The 18,049-nt window shown below is 70.8% G+C and carries 19 protein-coding genes; 9 read left to right on the plus strand and 10 right to left on the minus strand.

Annotation, left to right across the window (positions count from 1 at the left end; translation table 11 throughout):
- Positions 1-17 precede the first annotated feature (17 nt).
- A complete protein-coding gene (locus ACQPZA_RS37120; protein WP_433277253.1) occupies positions 18-1,730 on the plus strand; it encodes a protein kinase family protein in 1,713 nt (570 codons plus the stop codon).
- Between the two features lie 23 nt (positions 1,731-1,753).
- Here ACQPZA_RS37120 and ACQPZA_RS37125 read toward each other — a convergent pair whose 3' ends face one another.
- Entirely contained in the window at positions 1,754-2,533 is a 780-nt protein-coding gene (locus ACQPZA_RS37125; RefSeq protein ID WP_433277255.1) for an alpha/beta hydrolase, read from the minus strand.
- Between the two features lie 300 nt (positions 2,534-2,833).
- On the opposite strand from ACQPZA_RS37125, the gene ACQPZA_RS37130 reads away from it, so the two are divergent.
- The 6 genes from ACQPZA_RS37130 (at position 2,834) to ACQPZA_RS37155 (ending at position 7,601) form a co-directional block, all read left to right on the plus strand.
- Complete coding sequence (locus tag ACQPZA_RS37130; protein WP_433277257.1) at positions 2,834-3,409, plus strand: TetR/AcrR family transcriptional regulator; 576 nt, start codon at positions 2,834-2,836, stop codon at positions 3,407-3,409.
- Between the two features lie 115 nt (positions 3,410-3,524).
- Positions 3,525-4,076: an RNA polymerase sigma factor SigM gene (gene sigM / locus ACQPZA_RS37135; RefSeq protein WP_169400092.1), complete on the plus strand. Its 552-nt coding sequence runs from the start codon at positions 3,525-3,527 to the stop codon at positions 4,074-4,076.
- Complete coding sequence (locus ACQPZA_RS37140) at positions 4,073-4,813, plus strand: hypothetical protein (RefSeq protein WP_433277259.1); 741 nt, start codon at positions 4,073-4,075, stop codon at positions 4,811-4,813. The genes sigM and ACQPZA_RS37140 overlap by 4 nt, the downstream gene beginning before the upstream one ends.
- Positions 4,814-4,909: 96 nt before the next feature.
- Positions 4,910-5,908 carry a thioredoxin-disulfide reductase gene (gene trxB / locus ACQPZA_RS37145; RefSeq protein ID WP_433277261.1) on the plus strand — a complete coding sequence of 333 codons (999 nt, stop codon included), beginning with the start codon at positions 4,910-4,912 and terminating at the stop codon, positions 5,906-5,908.
- A 38-nt stretch (positions 5,909-5,946) separates the two neighbouring features.
- A complete protein-coding gene (gene trxA / locus ACQPZA_RS37150) occupies positions 5,947-6,273 on the plus strand; it encodes a thioredoxin (protein WP_169400095.1) in 327 nt (108 codons plus the stop codon).
- A 173-nt stretch (positions 6,274-6,446) separates the two neighbouring features.
- Entirely contained in the window at positions 6,447-7,601 is a 1,155-nt protein-coding gene (locus ACQPZA_RS37155) for an N-acetylmuramoyl-L-alanine amidase (RefSeq protein WP_433277263.1), read from the plus strand.
- 168 nt (positions 7,602-7,769) lie between these two features.
- Here ACQPZA_RS37155 and ACQPZA_RS37160 read toward each other — a convergent pair whose 3' ends face one another.
- The gene (locus ACQPZA_RS37160) at positions 7,770-8,426 is read right to left on the minus strand and encodes a GNAT family N-acetyltransferase (RefSeq protein ID WP_407692271.1); all 657 of its coding nucleotides are present in this window, start codon (positions 8,424-8,426) and stop codon (positions 7,770-7,772) included.
- A gap of 235 nt (positions 8,427-8,661) precedes the next feature.
- On the opposite strand from ACQPZA_RS37160, the gene ACQPZA_RS37165 reads away from it, so the two are divergent.
- Entirely contained in the window at positions 8,662-9,993 is a 1,332-nt protein-coding gene (locus ACQPZA_RS37165) for a PLP-dependent aminotransferase family protein (protein ID WP_433283145.1), read from the plus strand.
- A gap of 1,311 nt (positions 9,994-11,304) precedes the next feature.
- Positions 11,305-12,252: a D-alanine--D-alanine ligase family protein gene (locus ACQPZA_RS37170; RefSeq protein ID WP_169399598.1), complete on the plus strand. Its 948-nt coding sequence runs from the start codon at positions 11,305-11,307 to the stop codon at positions 12,250-12,252.
- Positions 12,253-12,345: 93 nt separating this feature from the next.
- Here the strand turns inward: ACQPZA_RS37170 and ACQPZA_RS37175 are convergent, their stop codons facing one another.
- From ACQPZA_RS37175 to rpmH, 8 genes are all read right to left on the minus strand, one after another.
- Positions 12,346-13,368, minus strand: coding sequence for a ParB/RepB/Spo0J family partition protein (locus ACQPZA_RS37175; RefSeq protein WP_169399597.1), 1,023 nt, complete (start codon positions 13,366-13,368; stop codon positions 12,346-12,348).
- A 4-nt stretch (positions 13,369-13,372) separates the two neighbouring features.
- A complete protein-coding gene (locus ACQPZA_RS37180) occupies positions 13,373-14,293 on the minus strand; it encodes a ParA family protein (RefSeq protein WP_407692257.1) in 921 nt (306 codons plus the stop codon).
- Positions 14,294-14,346: 53 nt separating this feature from the next.
- Entirely contained in the window at positions 14,347-15,042 is a 696-nt protein-coding gene (rsmG, locus tag ACQPZA_RS37185; protein WP_433277267.1) for a 16S rRNA (guanine(527)-N(7))-methyltransferase RsmG, read from the minus strand.
- Positions 15,035-15,565, minus strand: a complete 531-nt coding sequence (locus tag ACQPZA_RS37190; RefSeq protein ID WP_433277268.1) for a protein jag — start codon at positions 15,563-15,565, stop codon at positions 15,035-15,037. Before ACQPZA_RS37190 ends, rsmG begins: the two co-directional genes overlap by 8 nt.
- A gap of 93 nt (positions 15,566-15,658) precedes the next feature.
- Complete coding sequence (yidC, locus tag ACQPZA_RS37195) at positions 15,659-16,819, minus strand: membrane protein insertase YidC (RefSeq protein ID WP_433277270.1); 1,161 nt, start codon at positions 16,817-16,819, stop codon at positions 15,659-15,661.
- Complete coding sequence (yidD, locus tag ACQPZA_RS37200) at positions 16,813-17,100, minus strand: membrane protein insertion efficiency factor YidD (protein WP_169399594.1); 288 nt, start codon at positions 17,098-17,100, stop codon at positions 16,813-16,815. Before yidD ends, yidC begins: the two co-directional genes overlap by 7 nt.
- Entirely contained in the window at positions 17,093-17,452 is a 360-nt protein-coding gene (gene rnpA / locus ACQPZA_RS37205) for a ribonuclease P protein component (protein WP_433277272.1), read from the minus strand. Before rnpA ends, yidD begins: the two co-directional genes overlap by 8 nt.
- A gap of 13 nt (positions 17,453-17,465) precedes the next feature.
- A complete protein-coding gene (gene rpmH, locus ACQPZA_RS37210; protein ID WP_169399592.1) occupies positions 17,466-17,609 on the minus strand; it encodes a 50S ribosomal protein L34 in 144 nt (47 codons plus the stop codon).
- Between the last annotated feature and the right edge of the window lie 440 nt (positions 17,610-18,049).

Consider the following 18,049-nt stretch of genomic DNA (forward strand, 5'->3'; position numbering starts at 1 on the left):
CTGGGGAGGTCGTGGAAGTGAGTGAGTTGGCGAGCCCACCGTCGGGTGCGGCGGCGCCATGGGAGGGGGGAGCGCCCACCACCGATGCGGCGCCCACACCATTCGTCCCGGAGCAGAAGCGTCCGGAGGATGCGCCCACGGTTCGGCTGGGGCCGTCTTCGGAGACTCCCACCGTTCCCGCGGTCCCATCCAGCACCATCGCGGGCACCGAGCTCGCCGGCCGTTACCGGCTGCGCACGCGCGTCGGTTCCGATGCAGCGGCCGGCGCCGAGTTCTGGCAGGCCGAGGACACGATCCTGCGTCGTGACGTGGGCGCCACCGTGCTGCGGAGGTTCACCGGCGAGAGCATCTCGGAGAGCGAGGCCGCCGCGCGCGCCGACGAGATCGTCGCGCGCGCCCTGCGCGCAGGCAGTTTCGAGCACAGCGGATGCGCCCGGCTGCTCGACGTCCTGGCTCCCGGCACCGGCGGCATACCCCACGACGTGCTGGGGGTGGCGGTCACCGAGTGGGTGCCCGGACGCAGCCTCGCCGAGGTCGTGGCCGACGGGCTGATCAAGCCGATCGCGGCAGCTCGCGCCGTGGCCCCGCTGGCAGCGGCGGCCGAGGAGGCCCACCGCCACGGCCTCGTGCTGGGCTGCGACCACCCGCAACGCGTGCGGATCACCCCGGAGGGGCGTGCACAGCTCTGCTTCGCGCTGCCCCGTCCCAACGTCACCGCCGCCGATGACGTCCGTGGGCTCGGCGCGGTGCTCTACACCCTCCTCACCTCGCGGTGGCCGCTGTCGAGCGCCGACGCCGCGCTTGCCGGCCTCGGCGCGGCCGAGCGCTCGCCGGGCGGCTCTCTCGTGCCCCCTTCGGAGCAACGACCGGGTGTACCCGTCGAGCTCGACGCACTCACCCGGGGCACGCTCGGCCCCGCAGGCGCACCCGGCCAGGTGCACACCGCCGCCGCGGTGCACCGCCTCCTCGACGAGGTGGTCGCCGAGCACGACCGCATGGCGCTGTTCCCCCCGGCCGACGACGGTGTCCCTTCCGGACCGGGCGACGTGTGGCAGGACAAGGGGCGCCCGGTCACCCCTTCCGACCCGCGACGCAGGCGGAAGCTCGCCACCGGGCTGTCCGCGCTCGCCGTCGCCGTCCTCCTGGTGCTCGGCTACATCGCGGTGCAGCTCGGTTCGGTGTTCTCGGAAGGCGACGCGCCACCCATCAAGGTCGACGGTGGGTCCGTCTCCGCCCCGGCCGCCGCACCCGCCGACGCCACACAGCCCGATCCGGCGGCCGCACCGGGCGGCGTGGCGGCGGTTGCCGGCGTCCAGGTCTACGACACCGTGGGCGACCGCGACAACTCCACCCGGGTGTCCCGCGTGATCGACGGCGACCCGTCGAGCGGGTGGAGCACCTTCAGCTACAAGCAGCAGTTCCCGGCACTCAAGCCCGGTGTCGGGGTCATGGTGTCGTTCGCGTCGGCCGTGCAGCTCTCCGAGCTCACGATCGAGTCGCCGAGCGCCGGCACGGTGATCCAGGTCCGCTCGGCTCCCGCCCCGGATGCGGCGTTCGACGAGACCGTACCGATCACCGAGGTCACGCTGAGGGATCACAGCACCCCGGTGTCACTGGCGGGAAGCCAGCCGGTCACCCACGTGCTGCTGTGGATCTCGAAGCTCAGCGGTGGCGGCGACGCCCATTCCAGCGAGATCGACGAGGTGCAGTTCCGCCGCGCCGGTTCCTGATCGGAGAACGCGGCGCAGGACGGCTACCTGACCGTCTTGTCCAGCCACCTGGAAATGCGAGCGGCGACATCCTCCCGGATGGGATTCAGAATGACGCCGTGCCCTTGCTCGGGCAGGAGATCGTACTCTGCGCCCATTTCCTCCGCGAGGGACTCGACGAACTCGTGGGGTACGACCGAATCGCGCTCCGCTCCCAGCAGGTACGCGGGAGCGGTAATACTGCTCACGTCGAGATCAACCGTCCACCGGGTGGCCTCGATGACCGCCCGAGGGGATTCCGGGACGACCAAAGACGCATATCTCTGCGCTTCGTCGTCGCCCACCGCGTCCCAGAACACCTGACGGAGCGCTTCGGCTGGAATGAGCCACATTGTCGAGGGGTCGATCGGCAACGGGATTTCTGCACCGGCATGCTTCCCGGGCACGACGGGGGTGAGCAACACCAGGGCTTTCACGGGATACTTGCTCGCATATGCCAGGGCCGCGAGGCCGCCCATACTGTGGGCGATGAGCACGGGATCATCGGGCAGTCGATCAGCCACCACGCGTATCTCTCGCGTGACATCCATGATGGAGCGTTCACGTGCCTCGGCAGGCGCCAGAGCGTCAGAACCGTGGTGGCCGAACCAGTTCAGACAGGAGGAATGCCATCCGCGGCCGGCCAGATCCCGAGCGACATGCTCCCAGGCCCAGCTCCCCTGGGTACCGCCGTGCACGAAAAGCAAGGAGGGCAGCGAAGACGGCTCTCCGTACCGTTCCACCCGCACGCCTTCGATTTTCTCATCTGCATAGGGCAGGTGCATTCTTGCCTCTTCGCGGTCAGACATCGGACGCCCCGTTTCGGCTGGATCTCTCACCGGCGTTCGCCCACCAGGTACAGCACCGTCCCTCGGACGGGCGCAGGCGAGCGCCTCACCTGCGGCGATGGCAAGAGTTAGTACGATCGATCGTTCTTTCTTGCTGAGGCTACGATCGCCCGGGTCTACTTGTCAACCATGGACAGTCCGACGCCTGAGCGGGGAGTCACCACCGGGGGCGCCCCCCGTTCTCCCGCATCACGCCGCACCCGGCGATCCGACGGAGAGCGCAGCTACCGGGCCATCATGGAAGCGGCGACCAGCCTGGCCACCGAGCGAGGCCTGGACGGTCTGTCGATCGCGGATCTGGCGGTCGCAACCGGGATGAGCAAGGGAGGGCTCTACGCCCACTTCGGCTCCAAGCTGGAGCTCCAGCTGGCCACCATCGCCGCGGCAGCCGACATCATGAACGCCCAGGTGATCGGCCCCGCACTGAGCGCACCCGAGCCGATCGCGCGACTACGCGCCTTGTCCGAGAATTTCCTGACCTACGCCCAGCACACGTTCCCGGGCGGCTGCTTCTTCGCGTCTGCCAGCTCAGAGTTCGGGGCCCGTGCCGGTGATGTCCGCGAACTTCTCGTCAACCACCACATCGCATGGACAAGTCTGCTCACCGACATCATCAGCGACGCCTGCGAAGCAGGTCAGCTGGACATCCGCGACAAGGAACCCACCCAGCTGGCGTTCGAGTTCGACAGTTTCCTCCACCTGGCCAACGACACCTACGTCCTGCACCGGGACCACGAGCAGATCCAACGCGCCCGCCGGGCCGTTGCCTGGCTCCTGGAGTACCACTCGCCGGACCAGTGCCGGTCGAGCTGAAGAACCACGTGAAGTCCTGCTCACCGAGTCACCGGTACGCCGCTCCGGTTCCTGATCACCACCAGTTCTCCGGAACGGCCACGGGAGGCGGCAGCCGCCACCTAGTCTCCGCCTCGTGTGCTCCCCGGCTCCCACAGACGCGGAGCTGCTGTTCGCGCACCGGGCGGGCGACCGGCACGCGTTCGCCGAGCTGGCTGCGCGCTACCGGTCCCGGCTGTGGGGGCTGGCGCTGCGCACCCTGCGTGATCCTGAGGACGCCGCCGACGCCGTCCAGGAGACCCTCGTGGCGGCGTTCCGGCGCGCCGGCTCGTACCGGGGGGACGCTTCGGTGCGCACCTGGCTCCACCGGATCCTGGTCAACAGCTGCATCGACCGGATCCGGCACGAGCGCAGGCACACCACCGTCCCGCTGCCGGACCGCGATCTCGCGGCCGGCCAGCCCGACATCGCCTCCGAGCTGGTCACCCGGCTGACGGTCGACGCCGCGCTGGCGGCGCTGCCCGTCGAGCAGCGGTTGGCCGTGGTGCTGGTGGACGTGCAGGGTTGGCCGGTGATGGAGGCCGCAGAGCTGCTGGAGGTCCCGGTGGGCACGGTGAAGAGCCGCTGCGCACGGGGCCGGGCGCGCCTGGCGGTGCTGCTCGGGCACCTGCGGGAGGAGGAGCGATGACCGCCGAACACCCCGACCTCGCGGAGCTCGCCGACCTGGATGCCGGGCTGCTCGACCCCGCACGCGCCGCAGAGGTGCGCGCGGCCGCAGCTGCCGACGCCGACTCGACGGCGGTGCTGGACGCGCTCGCTGCCACCCGCGCCGAGCTGGCGGCGCTGCCCCCGCCGGCGGTGCCACCGGAGTTCGCCGCGCGGTGGGATGCAGCCCTGGAGCGCGAAGCGGCCTCCGCCGCCGAGGCTGCTCCAGGCCCCCGGGCCGACCCCGGGGATGCCCCGGCTGATCCCGGTCCGCGCCGCGGGACACCACCTGGCCGTCCGGGGGGGACGTCTCGACCCGGGCGCACCCGCTCGGCACGGCGGTGGCCCCGGCCGTCCGTCGGCGCCGCGGCGGTGCTCGCCGCTCTCGTCGTCGCCGGTGTCGTATGGAACCGGCCCGCTGCGCCGCCGTCCGTCGATCGTGTGAACCTGGCCGCGGTCGCCCGGGCGGCCGTCGGCGCCACCGATGCCGGCGACCTCGCCGACCCCCGACGGCGTGCGGGATGCCTGCGCGCCGTCGCGCCCGCGCTGGTGCCCGACGCCATGCTCCTGGGTGGCCGCCGGGTCGAGCTCGACGGCCGCGAGGGGGTGCTGCTCGTGCTGGCCACGGGGCGGCTGGGCATCTTCGACGTGGCGGTCGTCGACCCGGGATGCGGGCCCGGAGGCGGCGCGCTGCTGGCGTCCATAAAGATCGGTGGGTGATCCGGCTCACCCCCGGCCGGTGCCCGGTAGCTGCCGGAATGCTCGTCACTGGGATTCTGTTGACAAGCACAGACAAACAGGGGAGGCGTGGCGCCAGTGACCACCGACGAGGTGCGTGAGCTGATCATCATCGGGTCCGGGCCGGCCGGGTACACCGCAGCCGTCTACGCGGCTCGGGCTCAGCTGCGGCCGTTGGTCTTCGAGGGCACTCAGTTCGGTGGCGCCCTGATGACCACCACCGAGGTCGAGAACTACCCCGGCTTCACCGACGGCATCATGGGCCCCGAGCTCATGGAACAGATGCGCAACCAGGCCGCGCGCTTCGGCGCCGACCTGCGCGCCGAGGACGTCGAGGAGGTGTCGCTGGAGGGCGAGGTCAAGACCGTCCTCGCCAACGGCGTCACCTACCGGGCCCGCGCGGTGGTGCTGGCCATGGGCGCGGCCGCCCGTTACCTGCACGTTCCCGGAGAGCAGCTGCTCCTGGGTCGCGGCGTGAGCGCCTGTGCCACGTGTGACGGCTTCTTCTTCCGCGACAAGGACATCGCCGTGATCGGCGGCGGCGACTCGGCGATGGAGGAGGCCATCTTCCTCACCCGGTTCGCCCGATCGGTCACGATCGTGCACCGCCGCGAGGACTTCCGAGCTTCCAGGATCATGCTGGAGCGCGCGAGGAACGAGCCGAAGATGCGCTGGCGCACCAACGCGGAGGTCGTCGAAGTCGTGGGCGAGAACAGCGTGGCCGGCCTGAAGCTCCGCGACACGGTCACCGGCGAGGAGTCCCTCCTGGAGGTGTCGGGCATGTTCGTCGCGATCGGGCACGACCCGCGCAGCGGACTCGTCCGCGACGTGCTCGAGACCGACGAGGAGGGGTACGTCAAGGTCCAGGCGCCGAGCACGCGCACCGCCATCCCCGGCGTGTTCGCCTCGGGTGACCTCGTCGACAAGACCTACCGGCAGGCGATCACCGCTGCGGGCTCGGGCTGCGCCGCGGCGATCGACGCCGAGCGCTGGCTGGCCGACGGCCCGGTGCCCAGCGAGCTGGCGGGCGGCGGCTACGGCCAGGTGGCCGAGCAGGTCGCCGCGGTCACCGGCTGAACGAATTCTTTGATCCTCACCGACGAACGGAGATTCCAATGGCCAACACGGTGAACGTCACCGACGACTCATTCGACGCTGACGTCCTCAAGAGCGACAAAACGGTCGTGGTCGACTTCTGGGCCACCTGGTGCGGGCCGTGCAAGATGGTGGCGCCCGTTCTCGACGAGATCGCCGGTGAGAACAAGGACAAGCTGACCGTGGCCAAGCTGGACATCGACGCCAACCCGTCGACCGCCCGGGACTACCAGGTCATGTCCATCCCGACGATGATCGTCTTTCAGGACGGTAAGCCGGTCAAGCAGATCGTCGGAGCCAAGCCGAAGGCGGCGTTGCTCTCCGATCTCGCCGACTACCTGGGCTGATTCGATCCACCCCCAAGTACCCCGCTTCCGAAGCCGGAAGCGGGGTACTTGTCTATCACGACACAAACATCGGCCGACACGGCCCGCCATCCCCCATCAGGGAACCGGCAGGGCACAATGAGCGACGATCCGAGCACCGCAGCGACGGTGCCTGACGAACGAGCGAGGAGTGCATGCAGCTGCTGCGCCGAGGTGACAGCGGTCCGGCCGTCGTCGAGATCCGGTCCACGCTGCGACGGTTCGGCCTGCTCGGCGACAGTCCGGAGAGTCCGGGGGCCGACCGCTTCGACCACGCCGTTGAACAGGCCGTACGTGCGTTCCAGCAGCAGCGGGGCCTGATCACCGACGGGCTCGTCGGTCCGGCCACCTACCGCGCGCTACGGGAGGCCGGGTGGACCCTCGGCGACCGGATGCTCGCGCTGATGATCTCCGCGCCGATGAGCGGCGACGATGTCGTCGCTCTGCAGGAACGGCTGCTCGAGCTCGGGTACAACCCCGGGCGTCCCGGTGGCGTCTTCGACGAGCAGACCGAGGCCGCCCTGCGGAAGTTCCAGCGTGAGTACGGTCTCGTGCCCGACGGGCTGTGCGGGCCTGCCACGTTGCGCTCGCTCCGCCAGCTCGGCCGCAAGGTCACCGGCGGCCGGCCCCACCTGCTGCGCGAGCAGGAGCTGCTGCGCCAGGCAGGCCCACGGCTGCGCGGCAAGCGGATCGTGGTCGACCCCGGCCACGGGGGGCCTGACCGCGGCATCATGGCGGCTGGTGTCGCCGAGGCCGATCTCATGTGGGATCTCGCCCGTCGGCTCGTCGGCCGGATGACGGCCACAGGTATGGACGCGATGCTGTCGCGGCAGGAGGACACCTGCCCCGCCGAGACCGATCGAGCCGCATTCGCCAACAACGCGGGCGCCGACCTCGTGCTGTCACTGCACACCGACGCCAACCGCAGCATGCACGCCCAGGGTCTTGCCACATTTCATTTCGGTAACGGCTCCGGATCCACGTCCACGGTCGGCGAAGCACTCGCCGGGTTCATCCAGCGGGAGCTGCTCACCCGCACCGCGATGTACGACTGCCGCACCCAGGGCCGAACCTGGGAGCTGCTGCGGCTGACGCGGATGCCCACGGTCCGGGTCGAGATCGGGTATCTCTCCCACATCGGCGACCGCAAGCGGCTGCTCGATCCGGCGTTCCGCGATGTGGTGGCCGAGGGCATCCTCGTCGCCGTGAAGCGGCTGTACCTGTTGGGTCAGGACGATCAGCCCACCGGCACCTTCACGTTCTCCGACGTGCTTGCCCGCGAGCTGGAGCGCGGAGCGCAGGCCATCTGACCGCAAGATCGGTCATAACGGACATATCAGGCGCTAGTACATCAACTTTTCGCGATGTACTGGCGCCTGAACCGCAGGACAACGAGGTGCAGGCCCTCGCACCAGCCTGATCCCCCCAGCTCGTCAGCGTCCGCTACAGAGCGCCCTGTACGGGCGTGAGAGCGTCGCTCAGGAGCGGGTGGGTACCTGACGGCGCGGCTGCTCGCTCACACTGGATGCCTGCATCGGGATCGTGATCGTGCCGAGCAACTGTTCGAGCGCGGCCTCCACGTCCTCCTTCCAGGTCATCGCGGAGCGCAGCTCCATCCGTAGGCGCGGGTACCGCGGGTGGGGCCGGATGGTCTTGAACCCGACGCCGCGGAGGAAGTCGGCGGGGATGAGGCAGCCGGGCTCGTCGCCGGGCCGCTGCTCGCCGAACACCTCGATCGCCTTCACACCGCGGCGCGTGAGATCACGCACGACGGCCTGAGCGAGCATCCGGCCCAAGCCCTCGCCCGCGAACTCCGGCATCACCTGCATCGTGGTGAGGAGCACCGCGTCGGCGCTGACCGGACCGGTCGGCAGCTCCGCCGCCCGCGGCGACGCCGAGGGCGGGGCGTAGATCACGTAGCCGGCCGGGACGCCGTCCATGTGGACGATGCGGCCGCACGATCCCCACTCGAGAAGCACCTCGGAGACCCAGGCCTCCTTCTCGAGCTCGGTGGACCCGAAATCCGCGGCTTGCTTACCGAGATGCTCCGACAGCTCCCAGAACACGCATCGACGACACCGCTTGGGCAAGTCGTCGAGATTGTCCAGGGTGAGGGGCGCCATGTGCCACGACAAGAGCAACCTCCGGCGACCAGATCCATGGAGAGAACGCCGCCGCCCCTCGCGCCGACTTCTCGACCATAGATCGATCCAGCAAGGAACGACACCCCGAGTACTGCGACTGGTGTCTCACCTACGACGAACTGAAGGATGTTCCCTCTTCCCGGTTACACTCGATGGGCCGCAGCCCCCGATCGGCGTCCCCGCTGCCGAGGAAATCCCGGGAGGATCCACCGTGCCGCAGTCGGCCGTGCCCCCGTCTCAACGACCGTCCGGCATCGACGCGGCAGCAGCAGCGGTGCCGGCCGAGCGCTTCGCCGCTCGCACGGCAGGCATGACCGCATCGGAGATCCGCGCCCTGTTCGCGGTGGCGAGCAGGCCCGAGGTCGTCTCGCTGGCCGGCGGCATGCCCAACCTCGCCGCCCTGCCCCTCGGCGCGCTGGCCGCCGAGGTGGCCGACCTCGTGCAGCGCGAGGGCGAGGTGGCACTGCAGTACGGCTCCGCGCAGGGAGTGCCCGCGCTGCGCGAGCAGATCTGCGAGGTGATGGCGCTGGAGGGTATCCGCGCCGACCCGGACGACGTGGTCGTCACCGTCGGCTCGCAGATGGCGCTCGACCTCGTCACCCGCATCTACTGCGACCCGGGCGACGTCGTGCTCGCCGAAGGCCCGTCCTACGTCGGGGCGCTCGGCAGCTTCGCCGCCTACCAGGCCCGCGTCGTGCACGTCGCGATGGACGAGCACGGCCTCGTCCCGGAACTGCTGCGCGAGGCGCTGCGCACGCTCGCCGCACAGGGGGTCACACCGAAGTTCCTGTACACGATCCCGAACTTCCACAACCCCGCGGGCGTCACCCTCGCCGTCGAGCGCCGCGCCGAGGTGCTGGAGATCTGCGCCTCCTACGGGGTCGGCGTCGTCGAGGACAACCCCTACGGGCTGCTCGGGTTCAGCGGCCGTACCTACCCGGCCCTGCGCTCCCTCGACCGCTCGGTGGTCTACCTCGGATCGTTCTCCAAGACGTTCGCGTCCGGCCTGCGCGTGGGGTGGGCACTGGTGCCGCCCGCGGTGCGCGACCGGCTCGTGCTCGCCGCCGAGTCGGCCACCCTGTGCCCGCCGAGCTTCACGCAGATGCTCGTGTCGCGATACCTCACCGGACACGACTGGCGCAGCCAGATCAAGACCTTCGCCGAGGCCTACCGCGACCGGCGCGACGCCCTGCTGGACGCCCTCGACACGTACCTGCCCGACGGTTGCACGTGGAACGTGCCCGACGGCGGTTTCTACGTCTGGGTCACCGTGCCGGAGGGCGTCGACACGAAGGCGATGCTGCCGCGAGCCGTCACCGCCCGCGTCGCCTACGCCTCCGGCACCGGCTTCTACGCCGACGGGTTCGGCAGCCGGCAGCTTCGGTTGTCCTACTGCTACCCGACCCCGGAGCGCATCACCGAGGGCGTCCGGAGGCTCGCCGGCGTGCTCGAGGCGGAGCTGGACGTCATGCGGACCTTCGGCTCGCCTGCCCGGTCCGCGGTCGGCCCCGCGCCGGCACGCAACGGTCCCCAGGCCCCCAGCCCCCACACCCCCTGACCCCGCGGCGCCGGTAGACCCGTCCCGGCCGCACCGGCCTGAGGCGGCTGACCCGGCCGCGCGCGGTTCGCGGCCCCGGCCGCGACATGGACACGTGTCGCGGTCGGAAGCGGGCCGCGAACAGCGACATGGAGCCATGTCACGGGGCGGCAGCTCACGAGCGGCACGGATCCGATGCGCGAGCCACCCGACCCCGAGGCGCCAGCGTCCGATCCCGCGCGAGAGCAGCCTCCCCACCCGCGACGCCGATCCCGCGCGCGACCGCCGGCCCGACGAGCGAGCACCCGCTCAACCGCCCTGACCGCGATATGGACACATGTCGCGGCGGGAACCCGGCTCTCGACAGCGACATGTGTCCATATCGCGCGGAGGTCGCACGACAACACGCACACGAGCCACCCGCGCCCGTCCGCGAGCCGAGACGATTCTGGACGCGACCCCGGTCCACAGACGCGAGCCGCCAGGATCCCGCGCGCACGCCGCATCCGTGGCTGCCAGATACCGGGACCGAGCTCCGCGCCCACGTGCGAGTCGCGCGTCAGCCGCACTCGCCGTGTCGCAGGGTATGAGTCGCCGGGTTCCCGCGCACGGACTGTCCGCATCCCCGTCCGCGAGTCGACAGAACGCCTCGAGTCGCCGAGATCCGGGGTGAGACTCGCGGACCACCACCCGAGGTGCCTGCATCCAGTTCCCGCATGACCGGACGCTCGGCAGCGAATGGCGAGTTCCCTGGGTGGGTGCTCGCGCGATTCCCCCGCGCCCGAGCGGTCGCTTCGGTGGGGCAAGTCCCGTGACTCCGTCTGTCGGCCATCCGCGCTGGCGGCTCGTCCCGCCTGCTCGCTGGGTCGCACGCCCGCCCGACGCACGTCTCCCGTTGCCGCCCGTTTCCGTAGGTCCACGAGTCGCTTCTGGCGCAGCACCCGCTCCTGCGTGGCGAGCCCCCGATCCGATGCGAGGCGCGCGCGCCGCGGGCAGAACTCTCCCGCTGTTCCACGTGAAACAACGCGTCCGTTCGTCGGACCGGTGCCGCACGGCCGCGGCGGCGAGGGTCCGGTGGCTCCCGCGGGACTGCCTGGAGGTCGCCGTGCAGGGAGCGCCGAGTTCGTGCACCGACCGTCGACTCCCACGTGGATCGTTGGCGCAACTCATGTCCGTGACACGCATCCTGTCGCCGCTGAGGCACGGGGCAAGGTTGGCGCCGCGTTCACCTGAGGACGGGCGAGCGCACCTCGACGCTCGGCCGCCCGGCTCACCTCGGAGCGGCGTCGAGCCGGGACCGCATCACAGATCGCCGTACCGGAGAATGCGGCGGTGACCGAAAGAACTGTGGCCGTGCTGGCTGGGGGCCTGTCCCACGAGCGCGAGGTGTCCCTGCGATCCGGACGGCGGCTCGCCGCCGCCCTGTCCGACGCGGGGGCATCCGTACGGGAGTGGGACGTCGACGCCGCGCTCGTCGAGCGGCTCCGGAGCGACCCGCCCGACGCCGTCGCGATCGCGCTGCACGGGGGCGAGGGGGAGAACGGCTCGGTCCAGGCGGTGCTCGAGCTACTCGGGGTGCCGTTCGTCGGGACGCCCGCGCAGGCCTGCCGGCGCGCCTGGGACAAGCCGACGGCGAAGGCGGAGTTGGCCCGCGCCGGACTCGACACACCGGACTGGGTCGCGCTGCCGCACACGACGTTCCGCGCGCTCGGCGCGCAGGCGGTCCTGGACGCGATGGTCGACCGCCTGGGTCTGCCGCTGATGCTGAAGCCCGACCAGGGCGGCTCAGCGCTCGGCTCCCAGGTGGTGACCGAGCGAGCGGAGCTTCCCGCCGCGATGGTCAGCTGCCTCGCCTACGCCGACACGGTGCTCGCCGAGCGCTTCGTCGCCGGCACGGAGGTGGCCGTCACGGTCGTCCACGACGGTGACGAGCCGCGGGCGCTGCCTCCCGTCGAGGTCGACGCCGTGGGGGGCGTCTACGACTACACCGCCCGCTACACGCCGGGAGCCGCGACGTTCCACTGCCCGGCGCGCCTCGACGAGGCCACGCTGGGGACCCTGGCGGAGACCGCGCTCGCCGCTCACCAGCTACTCGGGCTGCGGGACGTCTCGCGCATGGACGCGGTGGTCGACACCGAAGGACGGGTGCAGATCCTCGAGGTGAACGTCTCGCCGGGGCTCACCGAGACCTCGCTGCTGCCCACCGCCGTCCGGGCGGCCGGGATGAAGCTGGGTGACCTCTATGCGGCTCTCGTCGAGCGAGCGGTCGCCCGCGGCTGAGCTGTTTCACGTGAAACAGCGGGCGGCCCGGCGGGCGGTAGGCCCGCTCCGGGACGGGTCGTGACCCTGTTTCACGTGAAACAGGGCCGTGGGTCACTCCGTGCCGGGGCGGTCCATCAGCTTCGCGATCCGTTCCAGATCCTCGACCGACCCGAACTCCACGACGATCCGACCCTTGCGCTGACCCAGCTCGACCTTCACGCGCGTGTCGAACGTGTCGGACAGCCGGTTCGCCAGGTCCTCGACACCGGGCGCCAACATCGGCTTGCGGCGAGTCGGTTTCGCGGACGCAGGGGACTCGCGCCGAAGAAGGACGACTGCCTCTTCGGTGGCCCGGACGGACATGCCCTCGGCGATGATGCGAGCCGCGAGCTCCTCCTGCCGGCCCGCGTCATCCAGCCCGAGCAGCGCGCGGGCGTGGCCGGCGGACAGCACGCCCGCCGCCACCCGGCGCTGCACCGATACCGGCAGCTTCAGCAAGCGGATCGTGTTGGTGACGACCGGCCGACTCCGGCCCAGCCGGTCGGCGAGCTCGGTGTGCGTGACGCCGAACTCCGCGAGCAGCTGCTCGTAGGCTGCCGCCTCGTCGAGCGGGTTGAGCTGGACGCGGTGGATGTTCTCCAGCAACGCATCGCGCAGCATCGCGTCGTCGCCGGTGCGACGGACGATCGCCGGCAGCTGCGCCAGCCCCGCCCGCTGCGCGGCGCGCCAGCGGCGCTCGCCCATCACGAGCTCGTAGGTACCGGGGGAGGTCGCCTCGCGGACCACGATCGGCTGCAGGAGCCCGAACTCGCGGATCGAGTGCTCCAGCTCGGCGAGGCTCTCATCGTCGAAGTTGGTGCGCGGCTGCTGGGGGTTGGGACGGATGGCGGCGAGGTCGATCTCGCGGTAGACCGCACCGCCCACCGACGAGGTGGTCGGGTACGTGGGCAGATCGACGGGGTGGGATCCGCGCCCCTCCGACGAGGATCCGGTCGGCGCGGCCGGGGTGACGGTGAGGACCGCGGTCGGCGCCGGAGCTGCCGGTGCAGTCGGGATGAGCGCGGCCAGACCGCGTCCCAGCCCGCCCTTGCGCTGAGTGGCCACGCGCTCCACAGGCGTCCCCCGCTCGGTCATCTGACTACCGCCCGTCCGGATCGGCAGGAAGGTCCATCCGGGCTCCCCGCTCGGAGATCTCACGCGCCGCGTCGACGTAGCTCATCGCCCCACGCGAACCGGGGTCGTAGGCCAGCACGGTCTGGCTGTACCCGGGCGCCTCGGAGACCTTGACGCTGCGGGGGATCACCGTGCGCAGGACGGTGGGGCCGAAGTGGCTGCGGACCTCGTTGGTGACCTGGTCGGCCAGCTTGGTGCGGCCGTCGTACATCGTCAACAGGATCGTCGAGACGTGCAGGGCGGTGTTGAGGTGCGACCGCACGAGGTCGATGTTGCTCAGCAGCTGCCCGAGCCCTTCCAGGGCGTAGTACTCGCACTGGATGGGGATCAGGACCTCGCTGGCGGCCACGAGGGCGTTGACGGTGAGGAGCCCGAGCGACGGGGGACAGTCGATGAACACGTAGTCGACCCCGAGCTCGTCGAGCGAGCCGTCGTACAGCGCCTGCTTGAGCCGGTTCTCCCTGGCGACCATGCTGACGAGCTCGATCTCCGCGCCGGCCAGGTCGATCGTGGCGGGGACGCACAGGAGGTCGGGAGAGGCGGAGCTCCTGACCGCCGCATCGGCGATGCGGATCTCGCCGAGCAACGCCTCGTAGACCGACGGCGTGCCGAGCCGGTGCTCGACGGCGAGCGCGGTGCTCGCGTTGCCCTGCGGGTCGAGGTCGATGACGAGCACCCGGACCCCGTGCATCGCGAGCGCGGCAGCGAGGTTGACGGTGCTCGTGGTCTTGCCGACGCCGCCCTTCTGGTTGGCGACGGTCATCACCCGCCGATGCGACGGACGGGGCATCCGGTGCCGGTCGGGGTGCAGCACCCTGGCCGCGCGTTCGGCCTCCTCGGCAATGGGTGTCCATCCCGGTGTTTCACGTGAAACGGGAGGGAGCATCTCGCGCTGGGACATCTGGTGTGGGGACATCTCGTGCTGGGACACTCTGAACGTCACGCCTGCCCTCTCCTGCGGCGCGGTCGGTCGGGCTTCCCGGCCTCCCGCACTCGCTCGATGACGACCACCGTGCTCGGGGGATCGATGACTCCGACGCCGGCTCGCTCGATCCGTGGGACCCCACCGCCGAACCTGCGGACGGCAGCAGCGTCCCGCTCGATCTCCGCCGGGGCAGTGGCACCCTTCATGGCGAGCAGGATCCCGCCCGGCCGCAGCAACGGAAGGCTCCAACCGGCAAGCCGCGCCAAGGGCGCGACCGCGCGAGCGGTCACCACGTCGGCACCCTCCCATCGCCGCCGGACCACAGTCTCCTCGGCCCGACCCCGCTCCACCGTCACCGACAGGCCGAGATCGGCGATCACCTCGCGGAGCCACTCCACGCGACGCGCGAGGGGTTCGATGAGGACGATGCCGAGATCGGGCCGAGCCAGCGCCAACGGTATCCCGGGGAGGCCCGCTCCCGAACCCACATCCACAAGACGCGCGCCATCCGGCACGAGTTCCGCGACGAGGGCGCAGTTGAGGACGTGCCGATCCCAGACGCGGGGGGCTTCGCGGGGTCCGATCAGACCGCGCTCCACACCGGAGGTGACGAGATGCTCGGCGAAACGCCGAGCGAGGGGTAGCCGGTCACCGAAGACGGAGCCGGCCAACCCGTCGATCGGAACAGAGGTGGCCGGGAGGTCAGGCACCGCGGAAGACGACGACCTGCCGCCGCGGCTCCTCGCCCTCGCTCTCGCTCGACACGCCCTTGATGCGAGCGACGGCGTCGTGCACGACCTTGCGCTCGAAGGGGGTCATGGGGCGCAGCCGCACGGACTCCCCGGACGCCAACACGTCCTTCGCGGTACGGGTCCCGAGCTTGGTGAGCTCCTCGCGCCGCGCCTCCCGCCACCCGGCGATGTCGAGCATCAGCCGGCTCCGATTGCCGGACGACTGCTGGACGGCGAGCCGGGTGAGCTCCTGTAGTGCCTCGAGCACCGCGCCCCGCTCGCCCACCAGCTTGTCGAGGTCTTCGCCGCCGTCGATGCTGACGATCGCCCGCCCGGCCTCGACGTCGAGGTCGATGTCGCCGTCGTAGTCGAGCACGTCGAGTAGCCGCTCGAGGTAGTCACCGGCGATGTCGCCCTCGCGCACCAGCTGGTCCTCGGCGGTGCTCGCCGCGGGGCTCGCGGCGACGCTCTCGGTGGCCCCGTCCTGCGCAGTCTTCGGCACGATGCGTCTCCTCTCCGAAACGGTTGCGATGACGCCGGTCACCCGGCACACCGCTGCGGCCGCCGGCGAGGGCGGACCGCGGATGGCTCGTGGTCAGCGGCGCTTGCGCGGGCGCCGCGCGGGCGAGCGGGTCACGCCGCCGCTGCGTGGGCTCTTCGCGGAGTCGCCTGCTGTGCTGTTCGCGCTCGTCGCACCGTTGGGGACGGAGCCGTCCCCGTTGGCGACCGACCCGTCCCCGCCGGCTGCCGCCGTCGGCGTAGCAGCGGGGGTCGTGCCGTTGGAGGCGCCGTTCGTGGAGGCTGCGGTGGGCTTGGAAGGCGTGGTGGGCTTGCGGGCGACCGGCTTCGCGCCGGGCCGCTTCGCCGTGGGCTCCTCGACGGTCGGCTCGGGGCGGACCGGCTTCTGGCCGGGGCGAGGTGCCAGCGCCTGCCGAGTGGTGGCCGCCTGCTCGCGCTTCGTCGACTCCTCGGCGTCGATGCGCCGGTACACGACGTACTGCTGGCCGAGGGTCCACAGGTTGTTGGATACCCAGTAGAGAAGCACAGCGAGCGGCAGGAACGGCGCACCGACGACGACGCCGATCGGGAAGACGTACAACATCAGCTTGTTCATGATCGCGGTCTGCGGGTTCTCGCCCTGCGCCGCCGTCTGGCGGGCGACCGAGTGTCGCGCCGTGATGTGGGTGAAGATGCCCGCCATGATCATCAGGGGGATCATGGGGATGAGCTGATGCGCCACGGTGGTCCCGAGGACATCGAGCGGCGGCTTGGGGTTGACGATCCAGGCGCCCAGCTTCGCGCCGAAGAAGCTCGCGTCGTTGAACGACTCGACGCCCTTCGCGTCGAAGAAGTAGTTCTCGGTGCGCGGTGCGCCGTTGGGGAGGACGGGGCCGAACTCGCGCAGCACGTGGAAGAGGCCGATGAAGACCGGTACCTGGACGAGAACGGGGAGACAGCCGGCTACCGGGTTGACGCCGTGCTCCTTCTGGAGCTTCTGCATCTCCTCGGCCTGCTTCTGCCGGTCGTTCGCATACTTCTTGCGGAGCTTCGCGATCTCCGGCTGGAACTCCTGCATCTTGCGCATCGAGCGCACCTGGCCGACGAACGGCTTGTACAGGATCGCGCGCAGCGTGAAGACCAGGAAGATGACGGCGAGGGCCCAGGTGATGCCGCTGGCCTCACCGAAGAGGTAGCCGAACGCCTTGTGCCATACCCAGAGGATGAACGAGACCGGGTAGTAGATGAAGTTCAGCACGGCGCTTGCTCCTCGATGTGGTTCCGGGCCGGGCGGGGACGGCGCGGTGGCACCGGGTCGATACCGCCAGGGTGCCACGGCGCGCACCGCAGCAACCGACAGAGCGTGAGCCACGAGCCCCGCAGCACGCCGTGCACCTGCAGCGCCTCGACCGCATAGGCACTACAGGTGGGGTAGAAGCGGCACGTCGGGGGCAGCGCGGGCGAGACCCAGCGCTGGTACCCGTGCAGCAGACCGATCAGGACCCGCGCCACGACGGAACGGCCCGCGGGGTCACTCACCGCGTGCTCCGGAGAGCTTTCGCAGCGCGCCCCGCAGGCCGGCGTCGAGGTCCTCGCCCAGCTCGGCCGACGAGGCGGCTGCAGCGGGCGGGAGTGCCCGGACCACGAGGAGGGTGTCCGGCGGTAGCTGCCGGAGCCGTGGCACGACGAGATGCCGGAGCCGACGCGTCACCCGGTGACGGACGACGGCGTTTCCGACTGCTTTGCTCACGACGAACCCCGCTCGTGGCTCGCTCCCACCGTCGGCGCGACGGAGGTGGACGACGAGCCGTGATCGGCCGCTGCGTCGACCCCGCCGGACGACGGAAGCGAACTCGTCCCGGCGCGTGAGCCGGGATCCGGCCGGCAACACCGGGACGGCCGAATCAGGCCGAGAGCCGCTCGCGGCCCTTGCCGCGGCGGGCGGCGACGATGGCCCGGCCGGCGCGGGTACGCATCCGCAACCGGAAGCCGTGGGTACGGGCCCGGCGGCGGTTGTTCGGCTGGAAGGTGCGCTTGCCCTTGCTCACGGTCGGCTCTCCTGGGGTCGACGGCGGCAGAGCAGCCGTCGATGATCATCGTGCTTCGGGTTCGGACGGTGGTGCTGCGACACCCGCACGAGCCGAGACCATCCATGGACAGCACTGGGCTCACCTGCGCGGGCGCGGTTCAGTCCAGGGTACGCAGCCGCCGCACAGAGGGTCAAACCAGGCCGGTCCTCGTCATCCCGTTGCAGCCTTGCGCGACCAGGCGGCTTGTGGCAAGCCGTCACTGTTGTTAGCGTCCCCCCTCCACAGTTCGATCCGGGGGGATCGCCGACACCGGCCACCATCACCTGCACGGGCCCGCACGCATTCAGCGCTGCGTGCCCGCGTAGCGTCTTGCGCACAGGTGTGGACAAGCCTGGGGATGATCGACCGATCGGGCGCAAGAACGTCCGGGGTGAACGACCGGAGGGGAGCGCGGACCG

This window comes from Pseudonocardia xinjiangensis, assembly GCF_050948425.1.
GTDB classification, from domain to species: Bacteria; Actinomycetota; Actinomycetes; order Mycobacteriales; family Pseudonocardiaceae; genus Pseudonocardia; species Pseudonocardia xinjiangensis.